The 24,860-nt window shown below is 61.0% G+C and carries 27 protein-coding genes; 19 read left to right on the top strand and 8 right to left on the bottom strand.

What is annotated here, in order from left to right:
* Positions 1–8: 8 nt before the first annotated feature.
* Together LOX95_RS07255 and LOX95_RS07250 are read right to left on the bottom strand one after the other, a co-directional pair.
* Positions 9–1,868: a tetratricopeptide repeat protein gene (locus LOX95_RS07255; RefSeq protein WP_242913806.1), complete on the bottom strand. Its 1,860-nt coding sequence runs from the start codon at positions 1,866–1,868 to the stop codon at positions 9–11.
* Between the two features lie 156 nt (positions 1,869–2,024).
* A complete protein-coding gene (locus LOX95_RS07250) occupies positions 2,025–3,677 on the bottom strand; it encodes an electron transfer flavoprotein-ubiquinone oxidoreductase (protein ID WP_242914068.1) in 1,653 nt (550 codons plus the stop codon).
* A 195-nt stretch (positions 3,678–3,872) separates the two neighbouring features.
* Between LOX95_RS07250 and LOX95_RS07245 the strand changes: the two genes are divergently transcribed.
* Positions 3,873–4,661 (top strand): uracil-DNA glycosylase, encoded by a 789-nt coding sequence (locus LOX95_RS07245; RefSeq protein ID WP_242913805.1) that lies wholly within the window; start codon positions 3,873–3,875, stop codon positions 4,659–4,661.
* 123 nt (positions 4,662–4,784) lie between these two features.
* The gene (locus LOX95_RS07240) at positions 4,785–6,524 is read left to right on the top strand and encodes a lytic transglycosylase domain-containing protein (RefSeq protein ID WP_242913804.1); all 1,740 of its coding nucleotides are present in this window, start codon (positions 4,785–4,787) and stop codon (positions 6,522–6,524) included.
* Between the two features lie 200 nt (positions 6,525–6,724).
* On the opposite strand, the gene LOX95_RS07235 is transcribed toward LOX95_RS07240, so the two are convergent.
* Together LOX95_RS07235 and LOX95_RS07230 are read right to left on the bottom strand one after the other, a co-directional pair.
* Positions 6,725–7,372, bottom strand: a complete 648-nt coding sequence (locus LOX95_RS07235; protein ID WP_242913803.1) for a glutathione S-transferase — start codon at positions 7,370–7,372, stop codon at positions 6,725–6,727.
* A gap of 24 nt (positions 7,373–7,396) precedes the next feature.
* Positions 7,397–7,717 (bottom strand): DMT family transporter, encoded by a 321-nt coding sequence (locus LOX95_RS07230; RefSeq protein ID WP_242913802.1) that lies wholly within the window; start codon positions 7,715–7,717, stop codon positions 7,397–7,399.
* 202 nt (positions 7,718–7,919) lie between these two features.
* On the opposite strand from LOX95_RS07230, the gene purB reads away from it, so the two are divergent.
* From purB to LOX95_RS07210, 4 genes are all read left to right on the top strand, one after another.
* Positions 7,920–9,218 (top strand): adenylosuccinate lyase, encoded by a 1,299-nt coding sequence (gene purB / locus LOX95_RS07225; RefSeq protein ID WP_242914067.1) that lies wholly within the window; start codon positions 7,920–7,922, stop codon positions 9,216–9,218.
* Positions 9,219–9,323: 105 nt separating this feature from the next.
* On the top strand, positions 9,324–10,052 hold the full coding sequence (locus LOX95_RS07220; protein ID WP_242913801.1) for a 2OG-Fe(II) oxygenase: 729 nt from the start codon (positions 9,324–9,326) through the stop codon (positions 10,050–10,052).
* Between the two features lies 1 nt (position 10,053).
* On the top strand, positions 10,054–10,557 hold the full coding sequence (locus LOX95_RS07215; protein WP_242913800.1) for a DNA-deoxyinosine glycosylase: 504 nt from the start codon (positions 10,054–10,056) through the stop codon (positions 10,555–10,557).
* On the top strand, positions 10,557–11,261 hold the full coding sequence (locus LOX95_RS07210) for a fasciclin domain-containing protein (RefSeq protein WP_242913799.1): 705 nt from the start codon (positions 10,557–10,559) through the stop codon (positions 11,259–11,261). The genes LOX95_RS07215 and LOX95_RS07210 overlap by 1 nt, the downstream gene beginning before the upstream one ends.
* A 161-nt stretch (positions 11,262–11,422) precedes the next feature.
* Here LOX95_RS07210 and LOX95_RS07205 read toward each other — a convergent pair whose 3' ends face one another.
* Positions 11,423–11,746 (bottom strand): DUF1476 domain-containing protein, encoded by a 324-nt coding sequence (locus LOX95_RS07205; protein ID WP_242913798.1) that lies wholly within the window; start codon positions 11,744–11,746, stop codon positions 11,423–11,425.
* A gap of 267 nt (positions 11,747–12,013) precedes the next feature.
* On the opposite strand from LOX95_RS07205, the gene purC reads away from it, so the two are divergent.
* From purC to LOX95_RS07190, 3 genes are read left to right on the top strand one after another with little or no spacing between them, the layout of a single operon-like run.
* Positions 12,014–12,772, top strand: a complete 759-nt coding sequence (purC, locus tag LOX95_RS07200; RefSeq protein WP_242913797.1) for a phosphoribosylaminoimidazolesuccinocarboxamide synthase — start codon at positions 12,014–12,016, stop codon at positions 12,770–12,772.
* Entirely contained in the window at positions 12,772–13,011 is a 240-nt protein-coding gene (gene purS / locus LOX95_RS07195; protein ID WP_242913796.1) for a phosphoribosylformylglycinamidine synthase subunit PurS, read from the top strand. Before purC ends, purS begins: the two co-directional genes overlap by 1 nt.
* A gap of 1 nt (position 13,012) precedes the next feature.
* A complete protein-coding gene (locus LOX95_RS07190) occupies positions 13,013–13,525 on the top strand; it encodes a GNAT family N-acetyltransferase (RefSeq protein WP_242913795.1) in 513 nt (170 codons plus the stop codon).
* A gap of 101 nt (positions 13,526–13,626) precedes the next feature.
* On the opposite strand, the gene LOX95_RS07185 is transcribed toward LOX95_RS07190, so the two are convergent.
* Positions 13,627–13,941, bottom strand: a complete 315-nt coding sequence (locus LOX95_RS07185; protein ID WP_242913794.1) for a hypothetical protein — start codon at positions 13,939–13,941, stop codon at positions 13,627–13,629.
* A 319-nt stretch (positions 13,942–14,260) separates the two neighbouring features.
* Between LOX95_RS07185 and LOX95_RS07180 the strand changes: the two genes are divergently transcribed.
* The 6 genes from LOX95_RS07180 to LOX95_RS07155 all read left to right on the top strand — a co-directional run bounded on the left by LOX95_RS07180 (position 14,261) and on the right by LOX95_RS07155 (position 18,682).
* Positions 14,261–14,746: a YbhB/YbcL family Raf kinase inhibitor-like protein gene (locus LOX95_RS07180; RefSeq protein WP_242913793.1), complete on the top strand. Its 486-nt coding sequence runs from the start codon at positions 14,261–14,263 to the stop codon at positions 14,744–14,746.
* Positions 14,747–14,803: 57 nt separating this feature from the next.
* Positions 14,804–15,208, top strand: coding sequence for a hypothetical protein (locus tag LOX95_RS07175; RefSeq protein WP_242913792.1), 405 nt, complete (start codon positions 14,804–14,806; stop codon positions 15,206–15,208).
* Between the two features lie 55 nt (positions 15,209–15,263).
* Positions 15,264–16,469: an MFS transporter gene (locus LOX95_RS07170; protein WP_242913791.1), complete on the top strand. Its 1,206-nt coding sequence runs from the start codon at positions 15,264–15,266 to the stop codon at positions 16,467–16,469.
* A 44-nt stretch (positions 16,470–16,513) separates the two neighbouring features.
* A complete protein-coding gene (gene purQ, locus LOX95_RS07165; protein ID WP_242913790.1) occupies positions 16,514–17,176 on the top strand; it encodes a phosphoribosylformylglycinamidine synthase subunit PurQ in 663 nt (220 codons plus the stop codon).
* Positions 17,177–17,333: 157 nt separating this feature from the next.
* Positions 17,334–18,032, top strand: a complete 699-nt coding sequence (locus LOX95_RS07160) for a hypothetical protein (RefSeq protein ID WP_242913789.1) — start codon at positions 17,334–17,336, stop codon at positions 18,030–18,032.
* On the top strand, positions 18,032–18,682 hold the full coding sequence (locus tag LOX95_RS07155) for a MalM family protein (RefSeq protein ID WP_242913788.1): 651 nt from the start codon (positions 18,032–18,034) through the stop codon (positions 18,680–18,682). The genes LOX95_RS07160 and LOX95_RS07155 overlap by 1 nt, the downstream gene beginning before the upstream one ends.
* A gap of 59 nt (positions 18,683–18,741) precedes the next feature.
* Here LOX95_RS07155 and LOX95_RS07150 read toward each other — a convergent pair whose 3' ends face one another.
* Positions 18,742–18,960, bottom strand: a complete 219-nt coding sequence (locus tag LOX95_RS07150; protein ID WP_242913787.1) for a hypothetical protein — start codon at positions 18,958–18,960, stop codon at positions 18,742–18,744.
* Positions 18,961–19,088: 128 nt separating this feature from the next.
* On the opposite strand from LOX95_RS07150, the gene LOX95_RS07145 reads away from it, so the two are divergent.
* From LOX95_RS07145 to LOX95_RS07130, 4 genes are all read left to right on the top strand, one after another.
* Positions 19,089–19,883, top strand: a complete 795-nt coding sequence (locus LOX95_RS07145) for a hypothetical protein (protein ID WP_242913786.1) — start codon at positions 19,089–19,091, stop codon at positions 19,881–19,883.
* A gap of 60 nt (positions 19,884–19,943) precedes the next feature.
* Positions 19,944–22,151 (top strand): phosphoribosylformylglycinamidine synthase subunit PurL, encoded by a 2,208-nt coding sequence (gene purL / locus LOX95_RS07140; RefSeq protein ID WP_242913785.1) that lies wholly within the window; start codon positions 19,944–19,946, stop codon positions 22,149–22,151.
* A 35-nt stretch (positions 22,152–22,186) separates the two neighbouring features.
* Entirely contained in the window at positions 22,187–22,516 is a 330-nt protein-coding gene (locus tag LOX95_RS07135; RefSeq protein WP_242913784.1) for a DUF305 domain-containing protein, read from the top strand.
* Between the two features lie 104 nt (positions 22,517–22,620).
* The gene (locus LOX95_RS07130; protein ID WP_242913783.1) at positions 22,621–24,024 is read left to right on the top strand and encodes a cytochrome P450; all 1,404 of its coding nucleotides are present in this window, start codon (positions 22,621–22,623) and stop codon (positions 24,022–24,024) included.
* Here LOX95_RS07130 and LOX95_RS07125 read toward each other — a convergent pair.
* Entirely contained in the window at positions 24,021–24,857 is an 837-nt protein-coding gene (locus tag LOX95_RS07125; RefSeq protein ID WP_242913782.1) for a DUF5694 domain-containing protein, read from the bottom strand. The two genes, LOX95_RS07130 and LOX95_RS07125, sit on opposite strands and share 4 nt — an antisense overlap.
* Positions 24,858–24,860: the final 3 nt, after the last annotated feature.

Below are 24,860 nucleotides of genomic sequence, written 5' to 3'. Positions count from 1 at the left end.
GTGGTATCTCAGGGCTGGGTAGCGGGCACGACCGCCGGAGCAACCCTGTCATAGGGAAGCTGGTTCAACCTGTCTTTCAGCTTGGCCTCGACCTCGGCGCGACGCTTGTCGTCGACGTCCAGCGTCAACACCCGTTGCCATTGGAAGCCAGCCTCTTTCTGGCGTCCCAAGGCCCAATAAACATCGCCCAGATGGTCGTTGATCTCGGCGTTGGCCGGCTCCTTGGCCACGGCCTTTTCGATGGGTTCAAGCGCCTGCTCGGGCTTGCCGCTCTTGAAATAGCCCCAGCCCAGCGAGTCCAGATAATGTCCATCTTCGGGATCAGCGGCCAGGGCGCGCTGGATCAGAGCAATGCCTTCGTCGACGCGTTCGCCGCTTTCGACCCAGAGGTAGCCGAGATAGTTCAGCGCGCTAGGCTCATTGGGTTGCAGAGCGAGGGCGGCGTTCAACTCCGCTTCGGCCTCGGCACGGCGGCCCACAGCCTCCAGTGCGGCACCGCGCATGAAGCGGACTTCGTAAATCTGGTCAGCAGTATTCAGCAGCGGACCGTTGAGGATTTCCAGCGCCTCTTCGAAGCGTTCCATTTTGATCAGCATATTGGCGAGGGCATAGACGATAGGCGCATCGTCCGGCGCGGCCTCGGCAGCCAGCTTGAACTCGGCCAATGCCTCTTCGTTCATGCCGCTCTTGTCAAAGCTCATGCCGCGCTGGGCACGGGCGTTGGCATAGAGCGGTCCCTCGCTGGGCGGAATCTCCGCCAGAACCGCACGCCCGGCACCCGGCAGATTGCCGTTAATCAAGGTCTGGCCAATGTAGGCCTGGGTTTGCGCATTGGGCGAAATCTGTTGTGACAGTCGCAGATACACGGCGGCGAACTCATTGGCGTTCTGGGCCACCATCTGGTCTGCGGCGGTGCGCAGGGACATGGCGACACCTTCGCGGTAGCGCAGGGTCGCTGGCGGGCGCTGTTTGTTCATTACCCGCTGCTGGGCCAGATAGATGCGCGGTTCGGCCTGCCCTGCCTGAATGGCAGCAGTGTACAAGGCCAAAGCTTCTTCACCGCGACGGCGACGCTCCAGAAACTCGCCATATCCAAGACGGAACAGGCTTCCGGCCACGGCATGCGCGGTCAGTTCCTTCCACTCGTTCTCGGCCTCTTCGTAACGTCGGCGGATTTCGAGCAGGCGCGCGCGGTTGCTGCGGGCGACCAAGGTACTGATGGGGTCGAAGTCTGCAGGCGGAGCCGCAAGCGCGCGGTTCCAGTCGCCCGCTTCGGCGGCGATCCAGACCTGCGCATAGGTAGCCGCGCGATCATGCGGCATTTCTACAGGGCGCTCGGCCAGCAGGCGGTTGGCCTTGCGCGCACCGTCGGCCAAATAGGTTTCAATGCCACGGATCAGTTGACCCGCTTCGGTGATGGTCGGTGACACCCCCGGCGCATCCGGAACAATGCCCGCTGCGAATTTCAGGTCACCTGCGAGAATAGCAGCGGTAAATGCCTGTTCGCGAAGGCGGGGCTGCTCGGGGGTCAGACGGTTCGCCTGCTGAAGCAGGACCGCACCTTGCTGCGTATCGCCCGAGGCCAAAGCCGAGCGTCCCGCAAGGTAGTAACCGTAGGCACTGCGGCCTTCCGGCGTGGTCGGAACGGGAGCCCATTCCTGAGGAATGGCGACCACCGGCTCGGGCGGAAGTTCCGTGCTCGCGGGTTCTCCGTCCTCGCCCTGGTCTTGCGGCTCTTCGACCTGTTCGTCTTCGGCGGGGGCCATACGGATCAGCGGCACCTGCGACGGCTCGGGAGCGGGAACCGGTTGCACCTCCTGCGCCAGAGCGGGAGACGCCACGATCAGCGCAGCGACAGAGACGGTCATCAAAAGAGGACGAATAGGCATCATACGGCCGACAGTTCACTTTTTCTCTGCGGTCGGCAAGGTGGCGTAACCCGCCGCGCCCAAAAAAGGAGGCGTCGCGAACATCGCAACGCCTCCCTTAAAACATTCAAACCCTACAGGGCCTTACATGCCAGATTACATGTTCGGATAGTTCGGGCCGCCTGCGCCTTCCGGCGTGGTCCAGACAATGTTCTGCGACGGGTCCTTGATGTCGCAGGTTTTGCAGTGGACGCAGTTCTGGGCGTTGATCACGAAGCGTGGATCGGTCTTTTCGGCTTCGTTGGCGTAAACCACCTCGTACACACCCGCCGGGCAGTACAGACGAGCAGGCTCGCCATACTTGGGCAGGTTGACGTTGATCGGCACGCTCGGGTCCAGCAGCTTCAGGTGAGCGGGCTGATCTTCGGCGTGGTTGGTGTTTGAGATGAACACCGACGACAGCTTGTCGAACGACAGCTTGCCGTCCGGCTTCGGATAGGCAATCGGCTTGTGCATCGAGGCCGGTTCGGTCGAGGCCGCATCCGTCTTGTGGTGCTTCATCGTACCGAAGAACGAGAAGCCGCCCGTCAGGTGGTTCACCCACAGGTCGAACATGCCGATCGCGCCGCCCAGCATGGTGCCGAACTTGGTCAGCAGCGGCTTGGCGTTACGAACGATCTTAAGTTCCTTATAGACCCACGAGGTCTTGTAGGACGCTTCATAGGCTTCCAGCACGTCGCCCTCGCGACCAGCGATGACGGCATCATAGGCGGCATCAGCAGCCAGCATGCCGGTCTTCATGGCATTGTGGCTGCCCTTGATGCGCGGCACGTTCACGAAACCGGCCGAGCAGCCGATCAGTGCGCCGCCCGGGAAGGCAAGCTTCGGCACCGACTGGAAACCGCCCTCGGTGATGGCACGTGCGCCGTAGGAGATACGGGTGCCGCCTTCGAGGTGATGCGCAACCGACTCGTGGTGCTTGAAGCGCTGGAACTCGTCAAACGGCGACAGGTACGGGTTCTTGTAGTTCAGGTGCGTCACAAAGCCGACCGACACATAGCGGTCGCCGAAGTGGTACAGGAACGAACCACCGCCGGTCTTGTCATCCAGCGGCCAGCCCGTGGTGTGCTGCACCAGACCCGGCTTGTGGTTTTCCGCCGGAATCTGCCACAGCTCCTTGATGCCGATGCCGAACTTTTGCGGTTCGGCAGCGTCGCACAGGTTGTGCTTGGCCATGATGGTCTTGGCCAGCGAACCCCGCACGCCTTCGGCGATGAAGACATATTTGCCATGCAGTTCGATACCCGGCTGGAAGTCGCCAGTCGGCTTGCCTTCGCGGTCGATACCGAACACGCCGGCAACAACGCCCTTCACACGGCCATCGTCACCCCAGACAACGTGGCTGGCCGCCATGCCCGGATAGACTTCGACGCCCAGAGCCTCGGCCTGCTCGCCCAGCCAGCGGGCCAGATTGCCCAGCGAGCCGATGTAGCAGCCGTGGTTGTGCATAAACGGCGGCAGGGCAAACATCGGCAGGCCCATCTGACCTGCCGGGCCAAGCACCAGGAATTTGTCTTCCTTGACCGGAGTCTCGAGCGGCGCGCCCATTTCCTTCCAGTTCGGGAAGAGTTCGTTCAGCGCCTTGGGATCGATCACTGCGCCCGAAAGGATGTGGCCGCCGATTTCGGCAGACTTTTCCAGAACGGCGACGTTGATTTCCTTGCCGTCCTTCTCAGCACGCTGCTTCAGACGGATCGCTGCCGACAGGCCAGCAGGACCACCGCCAATGATGACGACGTCATATTCCATGACCTCGCGCTCGACACCGGCCAGCGCCTCCAGCGGCGGCAGATTGTCGATGACAGCCTCTTGCCAGGCGTTCTTGGCGCCGCCTTCGGTTACTTGTTCGGTCATGTGATCCCCGGAATCCATAATATCTTCGTGGTTATAAGCCTTATCGGTAGGTGACGCGGGGGCGGTCAAGGCTTAATGGCTATAACTGGAATGAACGCTCAAACTTCGGATATCGGCGCCTACGAATCCCTGCTCGCCTTTTGGCTCGATGCGGGCGTGGACGCCTGCTATCTAGACGAGCCGGTTGATCATACCGTTATTCAAGCTCTGCCGACACCTGCGGCTGTGCAAAAGCTTGCCGCCGTACAGCCGGTGCGCGGCCCGCTCGGGACAACCAATACCGCTGCCGGCGTTCCGGCGGCGCGGCAACTGGCCACGCAGGCTGAAACCCTGGATGCCCTGATCGCCTCCGTCGCTGCCTTTGACGGATGCGCCCTGAAGATGATGGGCGCGCGCAACGCGTTGTTCGGGTGCGGCGCGGCAGATGCGGATCTTCTGGTGATCGGGGACGCCCCGACCGGCGACGATGACAATGCCGGACAGGCGTTTTCGGGACCCGCCGGACGCTTGCTCGACCGGATTCTTGTCGCCGCAGGTGTGGCCGACAGGACATATCTGACGCAAACCGTCTTTTGGCACCCGCCCGGAAATCGTCCTCCCACACCGGAAGAACAGGCCGTCTGCCTGCCCTTCATCGAGCGCGCCATCCAGCTCATTCAGCCTAAAGCTGTGCTGTTGATCGGCGCAGTCGCTGTTCGCGGGATTTTGTCGAGTAACGAGAGCCTGTTACGCCTCCAAGGCCAGTGGAAGGAGTGGACGCCGGAGGGGCATTCCGCCCTGCCCGTTATGACCACTTTCCACCCCGGTTTCCTGTTGCAACAGCCGCTCGCCAAGGGTGCCGTTTGGCGCGATATGCTTGCCGTAACGGCCAAGCTGTAACCTTAAAAAGTTGAGTGGATGTCCAAAAACGGGCATTATTCCCCGATCTGGTGACCAATCCACAGAGCGATCTGTCCGGTTCGCAAAACCGTCAGTACGCCGATGAAGGGGGCCTCCGCGCTCATGAAGTTCGACAACAGAGCGCAGTGCGCCTTTCGATTTTCTGTATCCCGCCCACAATCCGCACTGGCCCTGATTGCACTGCTCGCGCCGCTGGCACTGGCAACGCCATCTACAGCGACCGAAGCGACCGATGTGGCGACGACGGGAGCGGCTGCGTCTTCTGCTGTGCCCTATGATGCCGATCAATCTTCGCCGTCGGCCCTCAGCAGCGCGGATCGCCTGACCTACACCACCGCCTTCGATGCCCTGCGTCGCGGCGATCTGGAGACCGCCCGCGCCAGCGCCCAGCGTGTTCAGGATCGCATCCTGCTGGGGCAACTGGAGTTCGAGCGCCTCTTCCACGCTAACCATGTCGCCACCTACGACGAACTGGTCATCTGGCTTCAGAACTTCTCGGACCTACCGATGGCCGAGCGGGTTTATAGTCTGGCCATGCGTCGTCTGCCCGACGGCGTCACCCCGCCCCCGCGTCCAGGCGGTTTCCTGACGCGCACTTGGGACAGTGTGACCCGCGCCGGACAAAGCTCTATCGATCCGTCGCGTGCCGCCCGCGTCATGCTGAACAATGACGATCTTCAAGGTGCCTACGATACGGGCATCGAGTTGGGGGACTGGTGGACCTCGGCCATGGCCGCGTGGCGTATGAGCCGTTTCAACGACGCCTACGTCGCGTTCCAGCATGTGCTGGATGATCCGACCGAAGACCCGTGGGTCCGCGCGGGCGCAGCCTATTGGGCCTCGCGCGCCGCAGCCCAGACCAGCCGTCAGGATCGCGTCCAGCCTCTTTTGCAACAGGCTGCCCGCTGGCCCGCAACCTTCTATGGCCAGATTGCCCTGCACCAGCTGGGGCAGGAACTGGTGATCAACAATACCGGCCCGCGCTCCTACTACGCCGTCAACCGATCCGCTGGTGGTGGGGAGACCGCCCCTCAGGTGGACGGTCGCGCATTGAACGCCTTTGTCCATCAGGACGAGACTGCGCGCCGCACGCTGGCTCTGTATGAAGTGGGTCGCCGTTCGGATGCCGCCGAGGCCGCGCGAGAAGGTCTTCGCCGCTCGCGCGATCTGCAAGCCCGGCAAATGTGGGCAGGCCTGTATAATCTGGTTGCCCCCGGTCGCGCCGCCGAGCGCGCCGCTTCGGCGGTCGATGCTGCCGACTATCCGATGCCGCCCCTGTTCCCAGAGGGTGGCTATACGGTTGATCAGGCCCTTGTGTACGCCTTGATCCGCAAGGAGTCAGCGTTTGACCCCGGTGTCCGTTCGGGCGCGGGTGCCTATGGCCTCATGCAGGTCATGCCGTCGACAGCCGCCTATATGACCGGCGATCAGTCCTATACCCGCCAGCCGCAACGCCTGCTGGACCCGTCGCACAATATGAAACTGGGTCAGGACTATCTGAACCGCCTTATGTCCATCGAGAGCTTCGGCGGCGATATCCTGAAGACGGTTGCGTCCTACAACGCTGGCCCCGGACCGATGATCGCGGCCATGCGCAAGTTGGGCACAGACGCCGATCCGCTATTGCTGATCGAGACGATCGACGTGCCGCAAGCCCGCGATTACGTGGAAAAGGTGGTCGCGGCCTATTGGATCTACAAGCGCCTGATGGGCGGCCCGCTTAACACGCTGGACGCAGTCGTGTCCGGTGCTCGCGCTATTCCGGTGTCGTTGGACTACCAGCCCCCGCTGCCCCAGCCGACCCAGACGGCGTTTGCCGAACAGGCTCCGACGGGCAACTAGGCCTGCCCTTAGTAGAAGCTGCTCTGGACCAGCGCCCACCCGACACCCAGCGCCACCACTAAAATGGCGTAGGCTCGTGTGCGGCGTCCCCAATTCGTACCCCGGTCGATTGTTCGCATGCTGTCCGCCCTGTTATCCAACAGACTTTGGCGGGCAAGTTTTAAAACATCGTTCTCTTAGCTGTCGAAAGTTCCAATCTTTCAGACGCTAGCGGCCTTTTCCCATTCCAGATAATCGGGATTGGACAGCAAAGTCGCGGCATAGGTTTTGGCAATGCTCTGTTCGTCCCCGTGCGCACCCAGATCAAGCTGGAAATGACGCACCCGTGCAGCCACAGGCGTGAAAAAGGCATCGGCGATAGACCAGCGCCCGAACAGCCAAGGCCCTTCGCTACCGAACCGCTGACGCATCTGCGTCCAAACACCGACCAACCGCCTGATGTCTGCGGACAGATCGGGATGCTCGGGCGCAGGCGCGAATGAAAGTCCAACTTGCGGATGCTCATAGCTGGTGCCGCAGTAGTGCCGCAGCGCGTGATAGCCTGAATGCATTTCAGCCGTGACCGCGCGGGCATAGGCGCGGGCCTTAGCGTCTGCTGGCCAAAGACCGGCTTCTGGATAGGTCTCTGCGGCCCACTCGCTGATGGCCAGACTGTCCCAGATCTTGTCTTCGCCAATCATCAGTAGAGGGACAAGCCCCGATGGCGACACCTTGGAAAGTGCCGCCTTTTGCTCGGGCGTATCATAGCGGGCATCGAGCGTTGTGAAGTCGGCACCAGCCCTTTTCAAAACCAGATAGGGCCGCAAGGACCATGTGGAATATTGCCTTGGACCTATGAGCAGCTTCATTTCGCCCGCCTCCCCTCAAAAGCGTTAGTGGCTGGATGACAGTTTCAGCACAACCAGCCCCGACACGATAAGCAGACCCCCGATCACCCGCATAGGCGTAATCGCCTCGCCCAGAACCGTAATACCGACAATGAAGGCACCAACGGCCCCGATACCGGTCCAGATGGCGTAAGCCGTTCCCAGCGGTAGCGATTTCATCGCCACTGCCAGCAGGCCAAAGCTGACGATCATGAAGCCGATGGTGCCGATGGACGGCCAAAGCTTGGTGAAGCCCTCGGAGCTTTTCATCAGAAAAGCCCAGACGATTTCAAACAGACCGGCGAGAAAAAGGAAAACCCAGGCCACGACAGACTCCCTATGCATGGCATGTCGGGTCGTCCCGACGTGGATGCCCGCTATGGGGGAGGTCGTCCTCCTGATCGGCCATAAAATAGGACCGTGTTCCGCGAAGTCAAACCGCTCTGCTCTATGAAGGTTTCGTGACCCCTGCATAACATGGCTTTGCGCGCCTTGACTCATGGCGCGTTGGGAAGGAATGAGCGCAACCATGATCACGCGCTACACCCGCCCCGAAGCCGTCGCCATCTGGTCCCAGGACACCAAGTACAAGATCTGGTTCGAGATCGAAGCCCACGCCGCCACCAAGATGGCCGAGCTGGGTGTGATCCCGACCGAAGCCGCTGAGGCGATCTGGACCAAGGGCAAGGATGCCACCTTCGATGCCGACCGCATCGACGAGATCGAACGCACCACCAAGCACGACGTCATCGCCTTCCTGACGCACGTTGCGGAAATCGTTGGTGACGAAGCCCGCTTCCTGCACCAGGGCATGACCTCGTCGGACGTTCTGGACACCTGCTTTGCCGTGCAACTGGCCCGCTCGTCGGACTTGCTGCTGGCCGGTGTGGATCGCGTTCTGGCGGCGCTGGAAACCCGCGCCAAGGAACACAAATACACCGTCTGCGTCGGTCGCTCGCACGGCATCCACGCCGAGCCGGTAACCTTCGGTCTGAAGCTGGCTGGCTATCACGCCGAGTGGCAACGCGCCCGTCGCCGTCTGGTCACCGCCCGTGAAGAGATCGCCACCTGCGCCATCTCGGGCGCGGTCGGCACCTTCGCCAACGTCTCGCCGGAAGTTGAACAATACGTCGCCGACCAGATGGGTCTGCAGGTCGAGCCGGTCTCGACACAGGTCATCCCGCGCGACCGTCACGCGGCCTACTTTGCCGCCCTTGGCGTCATCGCCTCGTCGATCGAGCGTCTGGCCACCGAAATCCGCCACCTGCAGCGCACCGAAGTGCTGGAAGCCGAAGAGTTCTTCGACAAGGGTCAAAAGGGCTCGTCGGCCATGCCGCACAAGCGCAACCCGATCCTGACCGAGAACCTGACTGGCCTCGCACGCCTCGTCCGCTCGTCGGTTGTTCCGGCGATGGAAAACGTCGCCCTGTGGCACGAGCGCGATATCAGCCACTCGTCGGTTGAGCGCGGCATCGGTCCGGACGCCACCATCCACCTCGACTTCGCCCTGCACCGTCTGGCGGGCGTCGTCGAGCGCATGAACATCTATCCGGACAACATGCAGAAGAACATGGACCGCCTTGGTGGCCTCGTGTTCTCGCAGCGTGTCATGCTGGCTCTTACGCAGGCTGGTATCAGCCGTGAAGACGCCTATGCCGCCGTGCAAGAGAACGCCATGAAGGTCTGGCGTGGCGAAGGCCGCTTCATCGACTTCCTGAAGGCAGACGAGCGCGTGACCCTGCCGGACGCCGAACTAGAGGCCCTGTTCGACATTGGCTACCACACCAAAAATGTCGACGTGATCTTCAACCGCGTCTTTGGCGGCTGATAGGCCAATCGCGTTTTGAATGTGGGGAGGCTCCGAAGGGGCCTCCCCTTTTTCTTGTCTGACCAATCCTCCCCCGCTAAGCCTTGAGCGTAGGGGAGACGATCCATGAGTGTGCCGACGATCCGCATCAATCCGCGTGTAAAGGCCGCCGCTGCGCGTGCCGACTATATGCGTGCCGGCTTCGTACAGATTCCCGACATCTTCGAGCCGGACGTGGCCGAACACATCGCCACGATGCTCGAGACACTGCCCTACGATCTGGCATTCGAGGGCGAAGATGGCCGCCCTGTGGTGCTAAAGCCCGATCAAACCGCATCGGACGCCGATGCCTTGGCCCAACGGACGGCGGATATGATCCGTCGCTCGGGAAACGGGTACGGTTTTATCTATCGCGTTTATCCGCTGATCATCGCCTATCTGGAGCAGCGCGATCCGGGACACCCGATCCACCGCCTGACCGAATTCCTCAACGCCGAGTTTGTGGCCTTCGGGGCGTTTGTCACCAACCAGCCCGCAGTAGCCAAGGCCGACGGTCAGCTGACCCGCTATGGCCCCGGCGATTTTATCGGACTGCACAACGACGTCGGTAGCGAAGATAGCGACCGCCTCACCGCCTATACGCTGGGCTTTACGCGTGATTGGCGCCCCGACTGGGGGGGGCAGTTGCTGTTCCACGACGAGAACGGCGATGTCACGCGCGGCTATATCCCTCGGTTCAATACCCTGACGCTGTTCAGCGTGCCCCAGATGCACTCTGTCGCCCCTGTGGCACCCTATGCCCAACGCCCCCGCCACTCGGTCGTGGGCTGGCTGCGTAACCATCAGGGGCGCTGATATGGGCGAGCGCGCGATCGGCTTTGCGCCGCAGGTCAGCCCCGAAACGCGCGTCCTGATCCTTGGCAGTTTGCCGGGCGTCGCATCGCTGGCGGCCGGTCAGTACTATGCCCATCCGCGGAATGCCTTCTGGCGGATCATGGGGGATCTGGTGGCAGAGGATATCGCAGGCCTGCCCTATGAAGCGCGCCTGTCAGCCATAATGAGCCACGGTTTCGGCCTTTGGGATGTTCTGGCCTCGGCAGAGCGGGCCGGAAGTCTGGACGCCGCCATCCGCTCGCCCGAGGCTGCGGACCTTCTGGGCCTGATTTCAAGTTTGCCCGCCTTGCGCATTGTCGCTTTTAACGGCGCCAAGTCGGCCCAGATCGGCAGACGTATCCTTGAGGGCAATATCGGCACGGTGCGTCTGGTGGACCTGCCATCCTCCAGCCCGGCACACGCTCGCCCGTGGACCGAAAAAGCCGGCCAGTGGCGCGACAGACTTGGGATCTCCCAAACGGACTAATGTCCGGCACCGATCACATTTCGGGCGAAATCTGCATCCTTTGCCGTCCTGAACCGTACTTCTCCCGCAGTCGCCAGAGCGCGACCGAACAGGGAGAACCCAAGATGATCAAAACTCGCACGACTTTCGGCCTTATCGCAGGCGCTGCGGCTGCGCTGACTCTTGCCGCCTGCGGTAATAATTCGTCGACGCAGAATTCGGCACCGGCCAACGAGCCTGCCACTCCGGCACCGGCGACCACGCCGGCAGCTGCACCGACGCAGGACATTGTGGCCGCCGCCAGCACCGCGCCTGATTTCACCACCCTGACTTCGGCAATCCAGTCGGCCGGCCTGCAACAGCGCCTGTCGGGCACCGGTCCGTTCACGGTGTTCGCGCCGACCAATGCGGCGTTTGACAAGATTCCGGCGGCAGATCGCAACGCCCTGATGCAGCCGGCCAAAAAGGCCGATCTCAGCAAAATCCTGACCTATCACGTGGTCCCGGGTAAACTCACCGCTGCAGACCTTGCAACCCAAGCCGCCGCCAATGGCGGTGTTGCGACCCTGACGACGGTTCAGGGCGGCAAGCTGACGCTGCGTGACACCGGTGGCGGCCGCTGGGAAGTGACCGACGCCAAGGGCGGTAAAGCCATGATCACCGTCGCCGATCAGGCCCGCACCAACGGTGTCGTCCATGTCGTCGACACGGTATTGATGCCCTGAATGAAACCGACTGCTGTTTTGTGAGTTCTACAGTCGCGCTGGCAGTGCGCATGTCTGCCCTCTGAGTCCCCCCGAGGCAGGCCAGTAAAAAAAGGCCCGCAACCTTCCCCTCCGGTTGCGGGCCTTTCCTTTATCTCGGTGGAGCCGAAAGGCCCCGAAACTTATTCGCCCGAACGAATCTGCTCGCGTGCGATCGAGGCCAGCTCGTCCATCTTGGAGCGCACTTCGCCCTCGGAGACGGTCAGGCCAGCGCCCTTGAAGTCGCCCGCGATCTTGCGGAACACGTCTTCTTCGCCCGGCTGTTCAAAATCAGCGCGCACGACGGCAGCGGCGTATTGGTCAGCGCTCTCGGCGGACAGGCCCATCTTCTCGGCCGCCCACAGACCCAGCATCTTGTTGCGACGGGCGATGGCCTTGAATTCCTGTTCCTGATCGAGGGCGTATTTGGCCTCGTAGGCCTGTTCCCGATCTTCGAAGGTCGTCATGCGCGTCGTAACTCCTGCTAACGGACTGATTTGGGTCTCCGTATGCGGCTCTATGGCCTTGAGGATGCCCAAACGTCAACAAGCCTTAAACACGTTGATAACGCCAGTCTCAAGTTTGGATATTTGTGTCACAGCCGCCGTTCGGCTAAAGGGCACTCGGTTCTATTTAGCCGCCATCGATTCAAAGGCCGCGCCGCCCCGACGTTTAGGGGCGCGCGCTTTTTGTTTTGAAGGCCACCGTTACCTCCCCGTTCGGGAACGCCAGTGATGAACACCAAGCGCAAAATGCTCTATGAGGGCAAGGCAAAGATCCTTTACGAGGGTCCTGAGCCCGGCACGCTGATCCAGTACTTCAAGGATGACGCGACCGCCTTCAACGGCGAAAAGAAAGCCCAGCTGGAAGGCAAGGGCGTCATCAACAACCGCATCAGCGAGTTTGTGATGAGCCGTCTGAACCAGATCGGCATCACCAACCACTTCATCAAGCGCCTGAACCTGCGCGAGCAGCTGATCCGCGAAGTCGAGATCGTTCCGCTGGAAGTCGTGGTCCGCAACATCGCTGCCGGTTCAATCGCCAAGCGTCTGGGCCTGGAAGAAGGCACGCCGCTGCCGCGTTCGATCATCGAGTTCTACTATAAAAAAGACGAACTCAACGATCCGATGATCTCCGAAGAGCACATCACCGCCTTCGGCTGGGCCACGACCCAAGAGCTGGACGACATTCTGGCCACCGCCATCCGCGTGAACGACTTCCTGTCGGGCATGTTCTCGGCTGTCGGCATCACGCTGGTGGACTTCAAGATCGAGTTTGGCCGCGTCTACGAGAACGATTTCTCGCGCGTCATCCTTGCCGACGAAATCAGCCCTGACTCGTGCCGTCTGTGGGACACCGCCACGGGCGAGAAGCTGGATAAAGACCGCTTCCGCCGCGACATGGGCAATGTCATCGAGAGCTACACCGAAGTGGCTCGCCGTCTCGGCATCATGAAAGACATGCCGACTGTAATCCAAGGGGGGCTGCATTAATGGCCAAGGTTAAGGTTCACGTCTTCCTCAAGCCGGGCGTGCTGGATGTTCAGGGCAAGGCCGTTGAAGGCGCTCTGCAAGGTCTGGGCTGGGCTGGTGTTTCCAACGCCCGCGTCGGCAAGATGGTCGAGTTCGATCTGGCCGACGACGTTGCCGACAAAGACGCCGAGGTGAAGGCCATGTGCGAGAAGCTCCTCGCCAACACGGTCATCGAATCCTACAAGATCGAGATCGCCTAAAATGATTTTGCGGCCCGAGTCCCTAGCGGATCGGGCCGCAGTCTTTTCGCTGACCCAGTTAGCGTTCAGGGGTCATCCCCACAGTGACGGGTCCGAGCCACGCATCATCGACGCTTTGCGCGATGCCAAGGCCCTGACCATTTCCATTGTGGCAGACCTCCAAGGCCAGATTGTTGGCCACGCCGCCTTCTCTCCCGTGAAATGGTGCGAGCAAGCCGGATGGTTCGGTCTGGGACCTGTGTCGGTACATCCCGATCTTCAGGGTCGCGGTATCGGGCAGAAGCTGATCGAGACGGGCCTTGAGCAGTTACGCACCATCGGTGCTAGCGGCTGCGTCGTGCTGGGCGATCCGGCTTATTACAGCCGTTTCGGCTTCACGCAGGACGAACGCTTCACCTACCCCGGACCACCGCCAGAATATTTCACAGTACTGATCTGGCAGGAGGCATCATCCGGTTTGAGCAGCAAGGTCAGTTATCATCAGCCTTCGACTGACAATGCTGCCTACTTTTAATCATATTATTCAGCTTTATACGCAAAAATATAGTATGCACAATATAGAATGGGATAAGATAGTATCCATTAAAATAAAAACTATCAATAAATGCAACAGAGCTAGATAATAATTCCTTTAACGTTCCAAAAATTATAAAAATACACGAACAAGTAAAAACCATTACTGAGGACGATACTGCATTTCATTTTTTCTTTTGGAGTAATATTATCACTGTTAATAAATCTATTTTGCTCTGAGTTTGTCTCGAATGCCTTGAATGAAATAGATAAGGCTAAACCAATCGCAAGTAGGGCTGGCGACGCTATCGCGCTGACCAAATTTAGATTGAATACCAAATAAAATGATATGAACATCAGGTTTAATCCTAACGTTCCAAGAGCAATCTCAAAATTTTCTTTTTTAGAACCGACCATATTTCCTCCAAAATGATTTAAATGCCTACACCAACCAATGATCTTAATCCCTCCTATATCAGGACGGTATTCGTTGCTGGAAGTTCAATGATAGGCTGTAAATGACCGGCGATTTCTATCGAAAACGTCTTGCTCAAAGATGCTCGCAATTCTCGGCCCGTTAGACGTACTCGTTTTGTAGCAACAAGCGTATTTTCATGCTGGCTTCCGGATCGTTTCTCCCAAACTTCCGTGCCGATGCGAACCTAGCTCTTGCGGTACGTCGTTCGCTTGCCCATCAAGGGTAGAGTTCCAGCGTCAATCTGTGGAGGGTACGCCCATGACCTTTACCCTGACTTCCAACGACCTGACCGACGGCGGCCAGCTGCCGGACGCGCAGGTTTACGCCAAGGGCAATATCTCGCCGCACCTTGCATGGTCGGGCGCTCCGGAAGGCACCAAGTCCTTTGCCATCACCTGCTATGATCCTGATGCCCCGACCGGTTCTGGCTTCTGGCACTGGACCGTCGCCAATATTCCGGCTGACGTGACCGAGTTGGAAGCCGGAGCAGGTGCACCTGACGGCGGGAAGCTGCCGTCGGGCGCCATTCAGGGCCGCACCGACTTTGGCCGGCCGGGCTTTGGTGGCGCTGCCCCGCCCGCCGGTCACGGCCCGCACCGCTATATCTTCACTGTCTTCGCCGTCGATACCGACCGTCTGGACGTGACGGCCGACAACTCCGGCGCGGTGTTCGGCTTCAACCTGCACTTCCACACCCTCGCCAAGGCCTCGATCACCGGCATCTACGAAAACAAGGGCGAGTAAGGCGCGATGGTGGCTCCCGACAGATTGTCGGCGTTGCCCGGCCTGTACAAACAATTGATGGCACAGCCACGGATGCCTGTCGTCCGTGGCTTCCTGCCCGAAACCGATGCCCTGTATGTCTTCTATGTGCAGGATGAGCCCGTCCTGACAGGTGCCCCGCCGCATCTGGACGAGGCTTCGTTGTTGTACCCGTCCTTCAGGGCGTCGATCTCGATTCAACTGGTGCGGGCGGCGTCACTGGCGGACAGCGTGTTTTCGAACTTCCGCCGGCGCGCTGTTCCGTTTACGCCCTTGGCACGACAGCCGGTCGAAGCCCGCTGGCTGAGGGTCGAAAACGACGACGACCGGTTGATGCTCGAAATCTTCGTCTCGCAAAAGCTGGGGCTTTCGGTCTCACATCCCAAGGTTCGCGACTGGCTGAGCGGGATGCAGGACCACCAAATGCCGGGCCCCGCGTTGTAATGGGCCGCAGGAGGGCTATATCCCGCCCTCCTCCCCCACTACGCTAAAGCCCCACATGCCTGCTGATACGCCGACCACGCCCGACTTCCTGCCTGCCCGTCGGCTGGCGCTGGTATTGATTGCACTGGCGATGGGCGGCTTCGCTATCGGCGTGACCGAGTTCGCAGCCATGAGTGTGCTGCCGGACTTTGCCAAGGGCCTGGGCGTGGACGAGCCCACCGCCGGGCACGTCATCAGCGCCTATGCCGCCGGCGTCGTCATTGGTGCCCCTATTCTCGCTGTGCTGGGGGCGCGGCTGCCGCGCCGGTTTCAGCTGATCGGCTTTATGGGCCTGTTCGCCATTGGCAACGGACTGAGCGCCATTGCGCCGAACTATTCCACCATGCTGGTCTTCCGTTTCCTCAGCGGTATTCCGCACGGAGCCTATTTTGGGGTCGCGGCCCTGCTGATTGCCAGCATTGTACCGATCCAGTTCCGCTCGCGTGCCGTGTCCACAACATTGTTGGGCCTAACGGTAGCAACCGTTTTCGGGGTGCCCGTGGTCAACATGGTCAGCCAGAACTTCGGCTGGCGCTGGACCTTTGCCATTGTGAGCGCCGTCGCAGTGCTGACCATGGTGCTGATCGCCCTGTTCGCTCCGCGTGACAAAGGCGATCCCGACGCAGTGCCTATGCGCGAACTGGGCGCACTCAGAAGCGGTCAGGTCTGGTTGACGCTGGGCGTCGGTGCCATCGGGTTTGGCGGGATGTTCTGCGTCTATGCCTATCTGGCCTCGACGGCGCAGGCGGTGACGGGTGTAGGTCCTTCACTGTTGCCGATGATCTTCGCCATTTTCGGCGTCGGCATGATGATCGGCAATATTCTGGGGGGCTGGGCCGCCGACCGGTTCGGCATGAAAGCCGCAGCAGGACTTCTGTTGTGGAGTGCATTCGCACTTTGCCTCTACCCCGCCGCAGCACAGAATCTGTCGACCCTGCTGCCTGTCGTCGTGATGATCGGCATGGGCGGCGGTCTGGGATCGGTCCTGCAGACGCGTTTGATGGATGTGGCCGGTGATGCGCAGACCTTGGCCGCCGCGCTCAACCATTCGGCGTTCAATCTAGCTAATGCGCTAGGTCCCCTGCTGGGCGGAATGGCGATTGCAGCAGGGTTTGGCTGGACTTCGACAGGGTTTGTCGGGGCGGGTTTGGCGCTGGGCGGCTTCGCGATCTGGATCGTCGCCTACGTGACTGGTCGCAAAACTGTCGCGAAAAACCCCTGACCATCGACTGACATTTTCCGAGAAGGGTGCTAGGAGGCCCGCCCATGAGCGCAGCCGTCATCGTATTCCCCGGTTCCAACTGTGACCGCGACTGTAAGGTCGCCGTCGAACGCTCCACTGGCGAGCAAGTCTCCATGGTCTGGCACGCAGATAGCGAGCTGCCCAAGGGTCTGGACCTGATCGTCATTCCTGGAGGGTTCTCCTACGGTGACTATCTGCGCTGCGGCGCGATGGCTGCCCAATCGGCCATTATGCCAGCCATCAAGAAGGCCGCCGAAGACGGCGTGGCCATCGTGGGCATTTGCAACGGCTTCCAGATCCTGTGCGAAACGGGCCTGCTGCCGGGTGCGCTGCTGCGTAACAAGGGGCTTAAATACATCTGCAAGCCGATCAGCCTGCAGGTCGCCAACCCCAACACCCGCTTCACCAAGCTGTATGGCGAACAGTCCGAAGTCATCATGACCCAGGGCAATGGCGACGGTAACTACTTCGCCGATGCCGAGACTCTGAAGCGTATCGAAGACAACGGCCAGGTGGTCTTCCGCTATGTCGACAACCCGAACGGTTCGGTGAACGACATCGCGGGCATCACCAATGAAGCCGGCAATGTGCTTGGCATGATGCCCCACCCGGACCGCGCTTTCGAAGCCGAGCTGGGCAGCGCCGATGGTGCCACCCTGTTCCAGAGCATCTACGAAACGCTCTAAGGCGATTTATATAACGATTTCAGACACCTCCGCTCCGCAGGGATCGGAGGTGTTTTCGTTTTTCCCCATCACTGAACGGGAATAATCCGAACGACGTTATTTTCGCTTTGACAGAAATATTCTGCCCGCTCAACTAGCGGTTACAGGGGGAATATTCATGTTACGCCAACTCGCCGCCATCGCGGCTCTGATCACGCTGAGCGCGTGCGCCACACCTTATGTCGCCACGCCGTATGAACGCACACAGCACAACATCCGTCAGGTCTCGCTGATCGACGATTCATTGCCCGAAGATGCGATCGCCTTCGAGGTCGCCTCGGTCGGTTCCAACTTCGGCCTGATCGGCGCTCTGGTAGATGCCGGTATCCAGGCCAGCCGCCGCAATGCGGTGAACGAGGCTCTCGATAGCGTTAGCTTCGACGCCGAGACCATGCTGGAGCAACGTCTGTCCAGCAGCCTTGCCAACCTCGGCTATAGCGTTGCGCCGCTGACCGAGAACACCCGCACCAAATACGATTTCCTGAAAGAGTATCCCGATAGCGCCACCGCCGATGCCCTGCTGGATGTCGCGGTTCAGCACTATGGCTATCTGTCTTCGGGCGCGGGTCAGCCGTTCCGCCCGTCGGTTGCGGCCAAAGTCCGTCTGGTGAAGGCGTCGGACAAGTCCACCATCATGGAAAACATCATCTACTACAATGTTTTGCATGCACCCGACGGCACCATCACCCTGCCGCCCAATCCGGAATACGAATTTCAGAACCGTGACGCTCTGTTGGAAGATCCGCAGCGTCTAGCGGATGGCATCTCGGATGCGCTGAATCAGGTCGTCGCGACCACTGTGCGACTGCTCCAATAATGGCCGGGCCGATGTTTGCGCGTGTGGGCATTCTCTCGGGTCTGATGGCGGGGGTTGCGGCCTGCGCCTCGGCTCCGCCCATTCCGGCACCGGTGCTGAGCTATGCCAATGCGGGTTGCTCGACGACGCCCGACCTGAGCGCGCCCTTGTCGATGACGCCCGACAAGGAACGCGCGGTCCATCTGGTGGTCGCCGAAGTGGACGAGACAGCGGCCTGCATCATGCGAAACGGGGCTGCGGTGCCCTACGTCCTTCTCGCGCTGCCACAAGACTATGAGGACAAGACCCTCATCGTCGGCTCACAACTGGACCAGAACCGCATCTTCGCGCCCGAGGTTGTGGTCTTGGATGCGCAGGGTAACCAGACCCGCACCTTCAATCGTGACGAGTATTTCTATCGCGGCAGCATCTATTCGGTGCAGTTCCGTCCGCGTCAGGACGAGCGATATGTGCTGGTGGCCGCAGCGCCCGACATGGTGGGCAAGGCCTATGACGCGATCCAGATCGGTATCAGCACCACCGCGGTTTACACACCGTATGGCGGCGCGACGTTCAACTCGGGTACCGAGGCGGCCACATCCCGAACCTTTGCCTACAACGGCACGGTCAAGGTTTTGGTCAACGACGCCGATACCAAGGAAGAGAACTGATCCGACGTAATGTCCGGTCAAAAACGAGCCCCGCCTGATCCATCAGGCGGGGCTTGTGACTATTTGCGATCCAGCACACTGGCCGCGCGGCCACTGTCCGATTCGATGGTGTCGTCTTTCTTCTTGCCGGGGTGGGATGTTTCCAACGTCCCCTTCTCGCCGCTCTCGCCGATTGCGGCCAGTTCGCGAGCGCCGACTCCGAGCCCTTGACGCACGGCGCGGTTGGTATCGACTTCTTCGGGTTCGTTATCGAAATCGTCCTGTGGGCGATCAGCCATCTTGGCCTCCTTTGAGGGTTACCCTGTTCCAATCCACCAACAGCCAAGCCGGTTCCGTGAACCTTCGCGCCCGCCAAACGTAGTTATGCCGTTGCCTGTAACTCCGCAGGTCATGGTTGGGAGCTGCCATGTCGATCGTCCGTCCGTCCCCCGCACAGAAAACCCGCCGTCTGGTGGTACTGGCCGCCGCCGTGTTCGCGGTTGTGGTGCCCTTGCTGCAAAATCTGCTGAACTGGGGACTGACGCAGGCCGAGTTCGCCGCCGATGGCAACTCGACGTTGCGGGTCGCCGGCTATGCTTTCTCGATCTGGGGCCTGATCTACGCAGGAATTTTGGCCTATGCGATCCGGCAGGTACTGCCCAACACGGGTGAGAGCACCCTGATCAACCGGATGGGCTGGCCCTCAGCCGTAGCGTTCTTCGGTATCGGTCTATGGATCATCATGGCGGCGCTGAACCTCAAGGCTGCCAGCGTGATCGTTATCTTCGCCAGCCTTCTGGCCGTGCTGTTGCCGCTGTTGGCGCTGGCGGGTGTGATCCGTTCTACGCCATTGATGCACCGTGACCGGATGCTGCTGATTTGGCCGCTGGCTGCCCTGGCGGGTTGGCTGACGGTGGCATCGCCCCTCAACCTGATTACGACGGCCACAGGGCTGGAGGCCCTTCCGGCGGCCCTCTCTCCGCTAGGCTGGGCGATTCTAGCAGTTGTGGTCGTGACAATCGTCGGCTTGAGCGTCAGTTGGGCCCTGCGGACGCTGGCCTATCCCCTGCCCATTGCATGGGGCCTGATCGGTGCCTTTGTCGCCGAACAGGAAACCCAGCCGGCGCTCGCCTTTACGGCTTTGGGTGCCGCGCTTCTGCTGGTCGTAGGCGGCGTGATCTTTGCCTTTGGCCTGCGTCGTGGCGCGGTGCGCGTGGGTTGACACAAAACAGTCGCCAAACGGTGGCTGACAGATGCTCCGTACAAGGCTAATACGCGCGCCATGAGCGCGCCCCAAAAGACCATCGCCCAACTGGCCGAAGAGTACGGCCTCGCCCCTAACGAATATCAGGTCCTGCTGGACCGGTTGGGCCGTGAGCCCAATCAGGTCGAGCTGGGCGTGTTCTCGGTGATGTGGTCCGAGCACTGCTCGTACAAATCATCGAAGAAGCAGCTGATGAAGTTCCCCGTTACGGGCGAGCGCGTGATCTGCGGTCCGGGTGAAAACGCCGGCGTCATCGACATCGATGACGGCGATGCCTGCATCTTCAAGATGGAGAGCCACAACCACCCGTCCTACATCGAGCCTTTCCAAGGCGCGGCGACGGGCGTTGGCGGCATTATGCGTGACGTCTTCACCATGGGCGCACGCCCTGTGGCCCTGCTGAACGCCCTGCGTTTCGGTGAGCCGGGTCACGAGAAGTCCAAGCGTCTGGTATCGGGCGTGGTGGCCGGTATCGCCGGTTACGGCAACTGCGTCGGCGTTCCGACTGTTGCGGGCGAGACCAACTTCCACAAGGGCTACAACGGCAACATCCTCGTCAACGCCATGTGCGTAGGCTTGGCCCGTGCCGACGAGATCTATTATTCGGCCGCACCGGAAGCGGGCCACGACGTGGTTTACTTCGGCTCCAAGACCGGCCGCGATGGCATCCACGGCGCGACCATGTCGTCGGCAGAGTTCGACGATGAGTCGGACGCCAAACGCCCGACCGTTCAGGTTGGTGACCCGTTCGCAGAAAAGCTGCTGATCGAAGCCACGCTTGAACTGATGCAATCGGGCGCGGTCGCCGCCATTCAGGACATGGGTGCCGCTGGCCTCACCTCCTCGTCGGTCGAAATGGCCGGTAAGGGCGGCGTGGGCGTCGAGCTGGACCTCGACAAGGTTCCGCAGCGCGAAACCGAAATGACCGCCTATGAGATGATGCTGTCGGAATCGCAGGAGCGTATGCTCGCGGTTCTGAAGCCGGGCTATGAAGAAACCGGCTACCGCATCTTCAAGAAGTGGGGTCTGGACTTCGCCATCATCGGCAAGACCACCGACACCGGACACCTCGTGCTGAAGCACAAGGGCGAAACCGTCTGCGACGTGCCGCTGGCTCCGCTGTTCGATGATGCGCCGCTGTATGACCGCCCATGGGTGCAGCCGGAACTGCATCCCGCCCTGACGCCTGCCGACGTTCCGGCACCGGAAAGCTGGAACGACGCAGTGTTGTCGGTCCTGACCTGCCCGGACATGGCGTCCAAGCGCTGGATCTGGGAACAGTACGACCGTCACGTGATGGCCGACACCCTGCAAGATTCGGCCACCGGCGCTGATGCTGGCGTGGTTCGTGTTCACGGCACGGAAAAGGGTCTGGCCGTCACTTCGGACTGCACCCCGCGTTACGTCCAGAACGATCCGTATGAAGGCGGCAAGCAGGCTGTGGCCGAGGCTTGGCGTAACCTGACTGCGGTGGGTTCGCGCCCGATCGCCATCACCGACAACCTGAACTTCGGCAACCCGCAGCGCCCTGAGATCATGGGCCAGATCGTGCGTGCCACCGACGGCATGGCCGAGGCTTGCCGCGAGCTGGACTTCCCCGTCGTCTCGGGCAACGTCTCGCTCTACAACGAGACCAACGGCGTCGCCATTCCGCCGACGCCGACCGTCGGCGCTGTCGGCCTGCTGCCGAACTATGACGTTGTCACCGGCTTTGGTGGCGCAGCCGAGGGCGATGCCCTTGTGCTGATCGGCGAAACCAAGGGTTCGCTGGGCGCATCCATCTATCTGCGCGAAGTGCTGAACCGTGAAGACGGTGCACCGCCGCCGGTGGACCTGAAGCTGGAGCGCAAGACCGGCGACTTCGTGCGTTCGCTGATCGAAGCTGGCGAACTGACGGTTGTCCACGACCTGTCGGACGGCGGTCTGGTTGGTGCTGCGGGCGATATCGCTCTGGCATCGGACGTTGGCGTCGAACTGAACGCTGGAGAGGCTGCGGCCCACGGCTTCTACTTCGGTGAAGATCAGGCCCGCTATCTGGTGGCTGTCACCAACGCCGACGAAATCGTGGCCAAGGCCAAGGCTGCCGGTCTGGTCGCTTCGGTTGTCGGCAAGGTCGGCGGTAAGGACTTTGCCGGTGCTGCGGCGACTGGCGAGCTGTTCCGTATTCCGGTCGCTCACCTGCGAGAAATGCACGAAAGCTGGATGCCGAACTGGATCGAGGGCTGATCGCAAGATCGGCCTTTGACCAAAGAACGGACTTTATGATGCGTCGATATCTCCTGTGCCTGGCTGTTCTCGGTGTCGCTGCCTGCGAAGGCGGCGGCGACCCTGTGGATCAGGCGGTACGGGAGATTTCGGCCAACTATCACGCTCAGGCCGTGAAGGACGGGACGATTTCCTCGCCCGAGCCTGTGAAAACTGCCGAGGCCGACAAGGCGCTGGTCGAGCAGATGATCGCTGACCACGAAGCCGCCATCGCCAAGGCGCGCGAGGTCATCGCCACCAGCGATGATGTGCAACTGAAGGCGCTGGCTCGCCGGACCATCACAACCCGCACTGCGGAACTCGCCGAGTTGAACGCACGCCGCTGACGGACGTTATCCTGTGACACTGCCCGCAGACTGGCCGTCACACTGATCCCTTCTTTTTGACAACATCGTCAGTATGCTCTCCCGGTAATGAGAAGGAGTGCTTCATGACTGACGCCGCCGCCTCGACTGCATCGGTTTCACAGGGTTTTCGCCCGTGGGTGCCCGAGCAACGCACCGAGCCCATGGCTTTGGTGCCGTTTCTGCTGCAAAGCTGGCGTGACCCGCTTAAGCTGTGGGGCCGTTTGCACTTTAAGGAACTGTATGTCGCCGGTGCCTCGCCATTGGGTCGGACGCTGGTGGTCAGTGATCCTGTTGGTGTCCGTCATGTACTGACTGACAACGCCTTCAACTATGAAAAGGGCGATCTGCAACGGCGGGTACTGGGGCCAATGCTGGCCGATGGTCTGTTGCTGACCGAGGGCGACCAGTGGCGTCGTGCGCGCCGGATCATGGCCCCGCTGTTCACCCCCGCCTATACCGCCAAGACCGCCGAGATCATGGACGCCGTTTGTCGCCGCCGTGTGGAAAGCTGGCATCTGGAGGACGGTGCTAAGGTTCTGAACATCGACAGCGGGATGAGCGGCCTGACGTTCGACATCCTGTCGGCCACCATGTTCTCGGACGATCTGGACGGCGATGCGGCGGGCTTCGAGAAGGCGCTGAACAACTTCCTCAATGTCGGGGCGCGGATCAGCCCGCTGGATGCACTGAAAGCGCCCGACTGGATTCCCCGTCTCGGCAAGATCGTCACGCGTGGTGATGCCCGCTTCTTTCAGGAGCGCGTGGCGGCTCTGGTGGCGCGTCGCAGGAAGCGCATCGAGCAGGATGGGGACGCGCCCGATGACCTGCTGACGGCCCTGCTGTCGGCACGGGACGAAGAAGGTGACGGCTCGGGCCTGTCTGACCACGAGGTCATGTCCAACATCCTGACCTTCATCCTTGCCGGTCACGAGACGACGGCGCGGACGCTGGGCTGGACCCTGCATCTGATCACCCGTGACAAGGCGGTGGCCGGCAAGCTGAAGGAAGAGGCCGACGGCTGGGACCGCTCGCCCTCCGCGATCAAGTCGCTGGTCTGGCACAAGGCGGTGATCGAGGAGGCGATGCGCCTGTTCCCCCCTGCCCCCGCCATGATCCGTCAGGCCGTCGCCGACGATGTCATCGAGGGTCATGAGGTCAAGGCGGGCGACAGCATCGTCATCGCCCCTTGGCTGATCCAGCGTCACGAGAAGCTGTGGGACGAGCCGGATGTGTTCAAACCGGAACGCTTCCTGCCCGAGAACCGCAAGAGCATCGACCGCTATGCCTGGTTGCCATTCAGTGGCGGCCCGCGCATCTGCATCGGTGCGGCGTTCGCGATGCAGGAAGCTGTAGTGGCACTGGCCGAGATCATGAAGGCGGCGGATGTCGAGGCCATCACGCCTATCGAGCCTAGACCTGTGCACCAGATCACCCTGCGCAGTCGCGAGACCCTGCGACTGCGCTTGCGGGCAAGGCGCGATATTTAGCGGGCAGGTTCGGCCAGATACGGGACCGCGTCCTCGATCTCGAAGCCGGGGGTGTTGCCGATCAACTGGCGCAGCCAATAGCCGTGGCCGGCACCATAGACGACGACGATGCGATCCCCCGGCTGAGCGACGCTCATGAGCTTGCTGACGATGCGCGCATTACGCTCGAACCAGCCGGCGTTGAGGGCTGCGCCCGGTTGTGACTGCCCATCGCCTGCCGTCAAGACTGAGAAATAGAAGCCGGCATCATTCCGGATGCTTTGGGGCCGGTTCATATCGGCCAGAATGTCGCCGATGCTGTCGACGGATTGGCGACGCTCCAGTTCAGCCATAGAAGCCGCGATCGGGGCGTTCACCTTGGCAAAGGCTTCGGTGTGGCCGTTTGCATTCCACCAAGCCATCACAGGCTCGAAGGGGAAGTAGTCGCGCTCGTTCGACTGTTCATCGATGGCATAGACGCGGCCGTTTCCGATCTTGGCGGCCAGTCGATAGCCGATCTGGTAACGCTCGTCGGGCTGGGTGGTCAGCACTTCGGTGGTGAAGGTCGGATAGACGTGATCCAGCAGGGTCTGCGTGTTCTGGGGCACGCGCTCGACCGCGACCGCCGTCGGCGCAAAGCCCATGAGGCGATTGGACAGGGCTTCCAGTTCGACCTGCTTGTCCGGTGTGGTCACCGGCGCAATGCGGGCGTTGTTAAGGTCCATGCCCGGATTACCGAAATGGTATGCCCCGATAATCATGACCTTCACCGGCTCGGGCGATTGAGCACTGGCGGGTTGGCCAGCCATGAAGAGCGAGACGACGACAAAGGCGGCGGCAGTGAGTTTATGCATAGG

The sequence above is a fragment of the Brevundimonas pishanensis genome (assembly GCF_022750635.1).
GTDB lineage: Bacteria > Pseudomonadota > Alphaproteobacteria > Caulobacterales > Caulobacteraceae > Brevundimonas > Brevundimonas pishanensis.
The sequence above is the reverse complement of the archived record's forward strand: the minus strand, read 5'-3'. Positions and strand labels throughout refer to the sequence as shown.

What these genes read in the sequence shown, in the direction of transcription:
- LOX95_RS07125 (WP_242913782.1), bottom strand. Translation starts at nt 24,857, where the DNA reads ATGCATAAACTCACTGCCGCCGCCTTTGTCGTCGTCTCGCTCTTCATG.
- LOX95_RS07175 (WP_242913792.1), top strand. Translation starts at nt 14,804, where the DNA reads ATGGCACAGCCACGGATGCCTGTCGTCCGTGGCTTCCTGCCCGAAACC.
- LOX95_RS07135 (WP_242913784.1), top strand. Translation starts at nt 22,187, where the DNA reads ATGATGCGTCGATATCTCCTGTGCCTGGCTGTTCTCGGTGTCGCTGCC.
- purB (WP_242914067.1), top strand. Translation starts at nt 7,920, where the DNA reads ATGATCACGCGCTACACCCGCCCCGAAGCCGTCGCCATCTGGTCCCAG.
- purS (WP_242913796.1), top strand. Translation starts at nt 12,772, where the DNA reads ATGGCCAAGGTTAAGGTTCACGTCTTCCTCAAGCCGGGCGTGCTGGAT.
- LOX95_RS07190 (WP_242913795.1), top strand. Translation starts at nt 13,013, where the DNA reads ATGATTTTGCGGCCCGAGTCCCTAGCGGATCGGGCCGCAGTCTTTTCG.
- LOX95_RS07240 (WP_242913804.1), top strand. Translation starts at nt 4,785, where the DNA reads ATGAAGTTCGACAACAGAGCGCAGTGCGCCTTTCGATTTTCTGTATCC.
- LOX95_RS07250 (WP_242914068.1), bottom strand. Translation starts at nt 3,677, where the DNA reads ATGGAATATGACGTCGTCATCATTGGCGGTGGTCCTGCTGGCCTGTCG.
- LOX95_RS07130 (WP_242913783.1), top strand. Translation starts at nt 22,621, where the DNA reads ATGACTGACGCCGCCGCCTCGACTGCATCGGTTTCACAGGGTTTTCGC.
- LOX95_RS07205 (WP_242913798.1), bottom strand. Translation starts at nt 11,746, where the DNA reads ATGACGACCTTCGAAGATCGGGAACAGGCCTACGAGGCCAAATACGCC.
- purQ (WP_242913790.1), top strand. Translation starts at nt 16,514, where the DNA reads ATGAGCGCAGCCGTCATCGTATTCCCCGGTTCCAACTGTGACCGCGAC.
- LOX95_RS07215 (WP_242913800.1), top strand. Translation starts at nt 10,054, where the DNA reads ATGGGCGAGCGCGCGATCGGCTTTGCGCCGCAGGTCAGCCCCGAAACG.
- LOX95_RS07210 (WP_242913799.1), top strand. Translation starts at nt 10,557, where the DNA reads ATGTCCGGCACCGATCACATTTCGGGCGAAATCTGCATCCTTTGCCGT.
- LOX95_RS07220 (WP_242913801.1), top strand. Translation starts at nt 9,324, where the DNA reads ATGAGTGTGCCGACGATCCGCATCAATCCGCGTGTAAAGGCCGCCGCT.
- LOX95_RS07170 (WP_242913791.1), top strand. Translation starts at nt 15,264, where the DNA reads ATGCCTGCTGATACGCCGACCACGCCCGACTTCCTGCCTGCCCGTCGG.
- LOX95_RS07255 (WP_242913806.1), bottom strand. Translation starts at nt 1,868, where the DNA reads ATGACCGTCTCTGTCGCTGCGCTGATCGTGGCGTCTCCCGCTCTGGCG.
- LOX95_RS07185 (WP_242913794.1), bottom strand. Translation starts at nt 13,941, where the DNA reads ATGGTCGGTTCTAAAAAAGAAAATTTTGAGATTGCTCTTGGAACGTTA.
- purC (WP_242913797.1), top strand. Translation starts at nt 12,014, where the DNA reads ATGAACACCAAGCGCAAAATGCTCTATGAGGGCAAGGCAAAGATCCTT.
- purL (WP_242913785.1), top strand. Translation starts at nt 19,944, where the DNA reads ATGAGCGCGCCCCAAAAGACCATCGCCCAACTGGCCGAAGAGTACGGC.
- LOX95_RS07160 (WP_242913789.1), top strand. Translation starts at nt 17,334, where the DNA reads ATGTTACGCCAACTCGCCGCCATCGCGGCTCTGATCACGCTGAGCGCG.
- LOX95_RS07245 (WP_242913805.1), top strand. Translation starts at nt 3,873, where the DNA reads ATGAACGCTCAAACTTCGGATATCGGCGCCTACGAATCCCTGCTCGCC.
- LOX95_RS07155 (WP_242913788.1), top strand. Translation starts at nt 18,032, where the DNA reads ATGGCCGGGCCGATGTTTGCGCGTGTGGGCATTCTCTCGGGTCTGATG.
- LOX95_RS07180 (WP_242913793.1), top strand. Translation starts at nt 14,261, where the DNA reads ATGACCTTTACCCTGACTTCCAACGACCTGACCGACGGCGGCCAGCTG.
- LOX95_RS07235 (WP_242913803.1), bottom strand. Translation starts at nt 7,372, where the DNA reads ATGAAGCTGCTCATAGGTCCAAGGCAATATTCCACATGGTCCTTGCGG.
- LOX95_RS07150 (WP_242913787.1), bottom strand. Translation starts at nt 18,960, where the DNA reads ATGGCTGATCGCCCACAGGACGATTTCGATAACGAACCCGAAGAAGTC.
- LOX95_RS07145 (WP_242913786.1), top strand. Translation starts at nt 19,089, where the DNA reads ATGTCGATCGTCCGTCCGTCCCCCGCACAGAAAACCCGCCGTCTGGTG.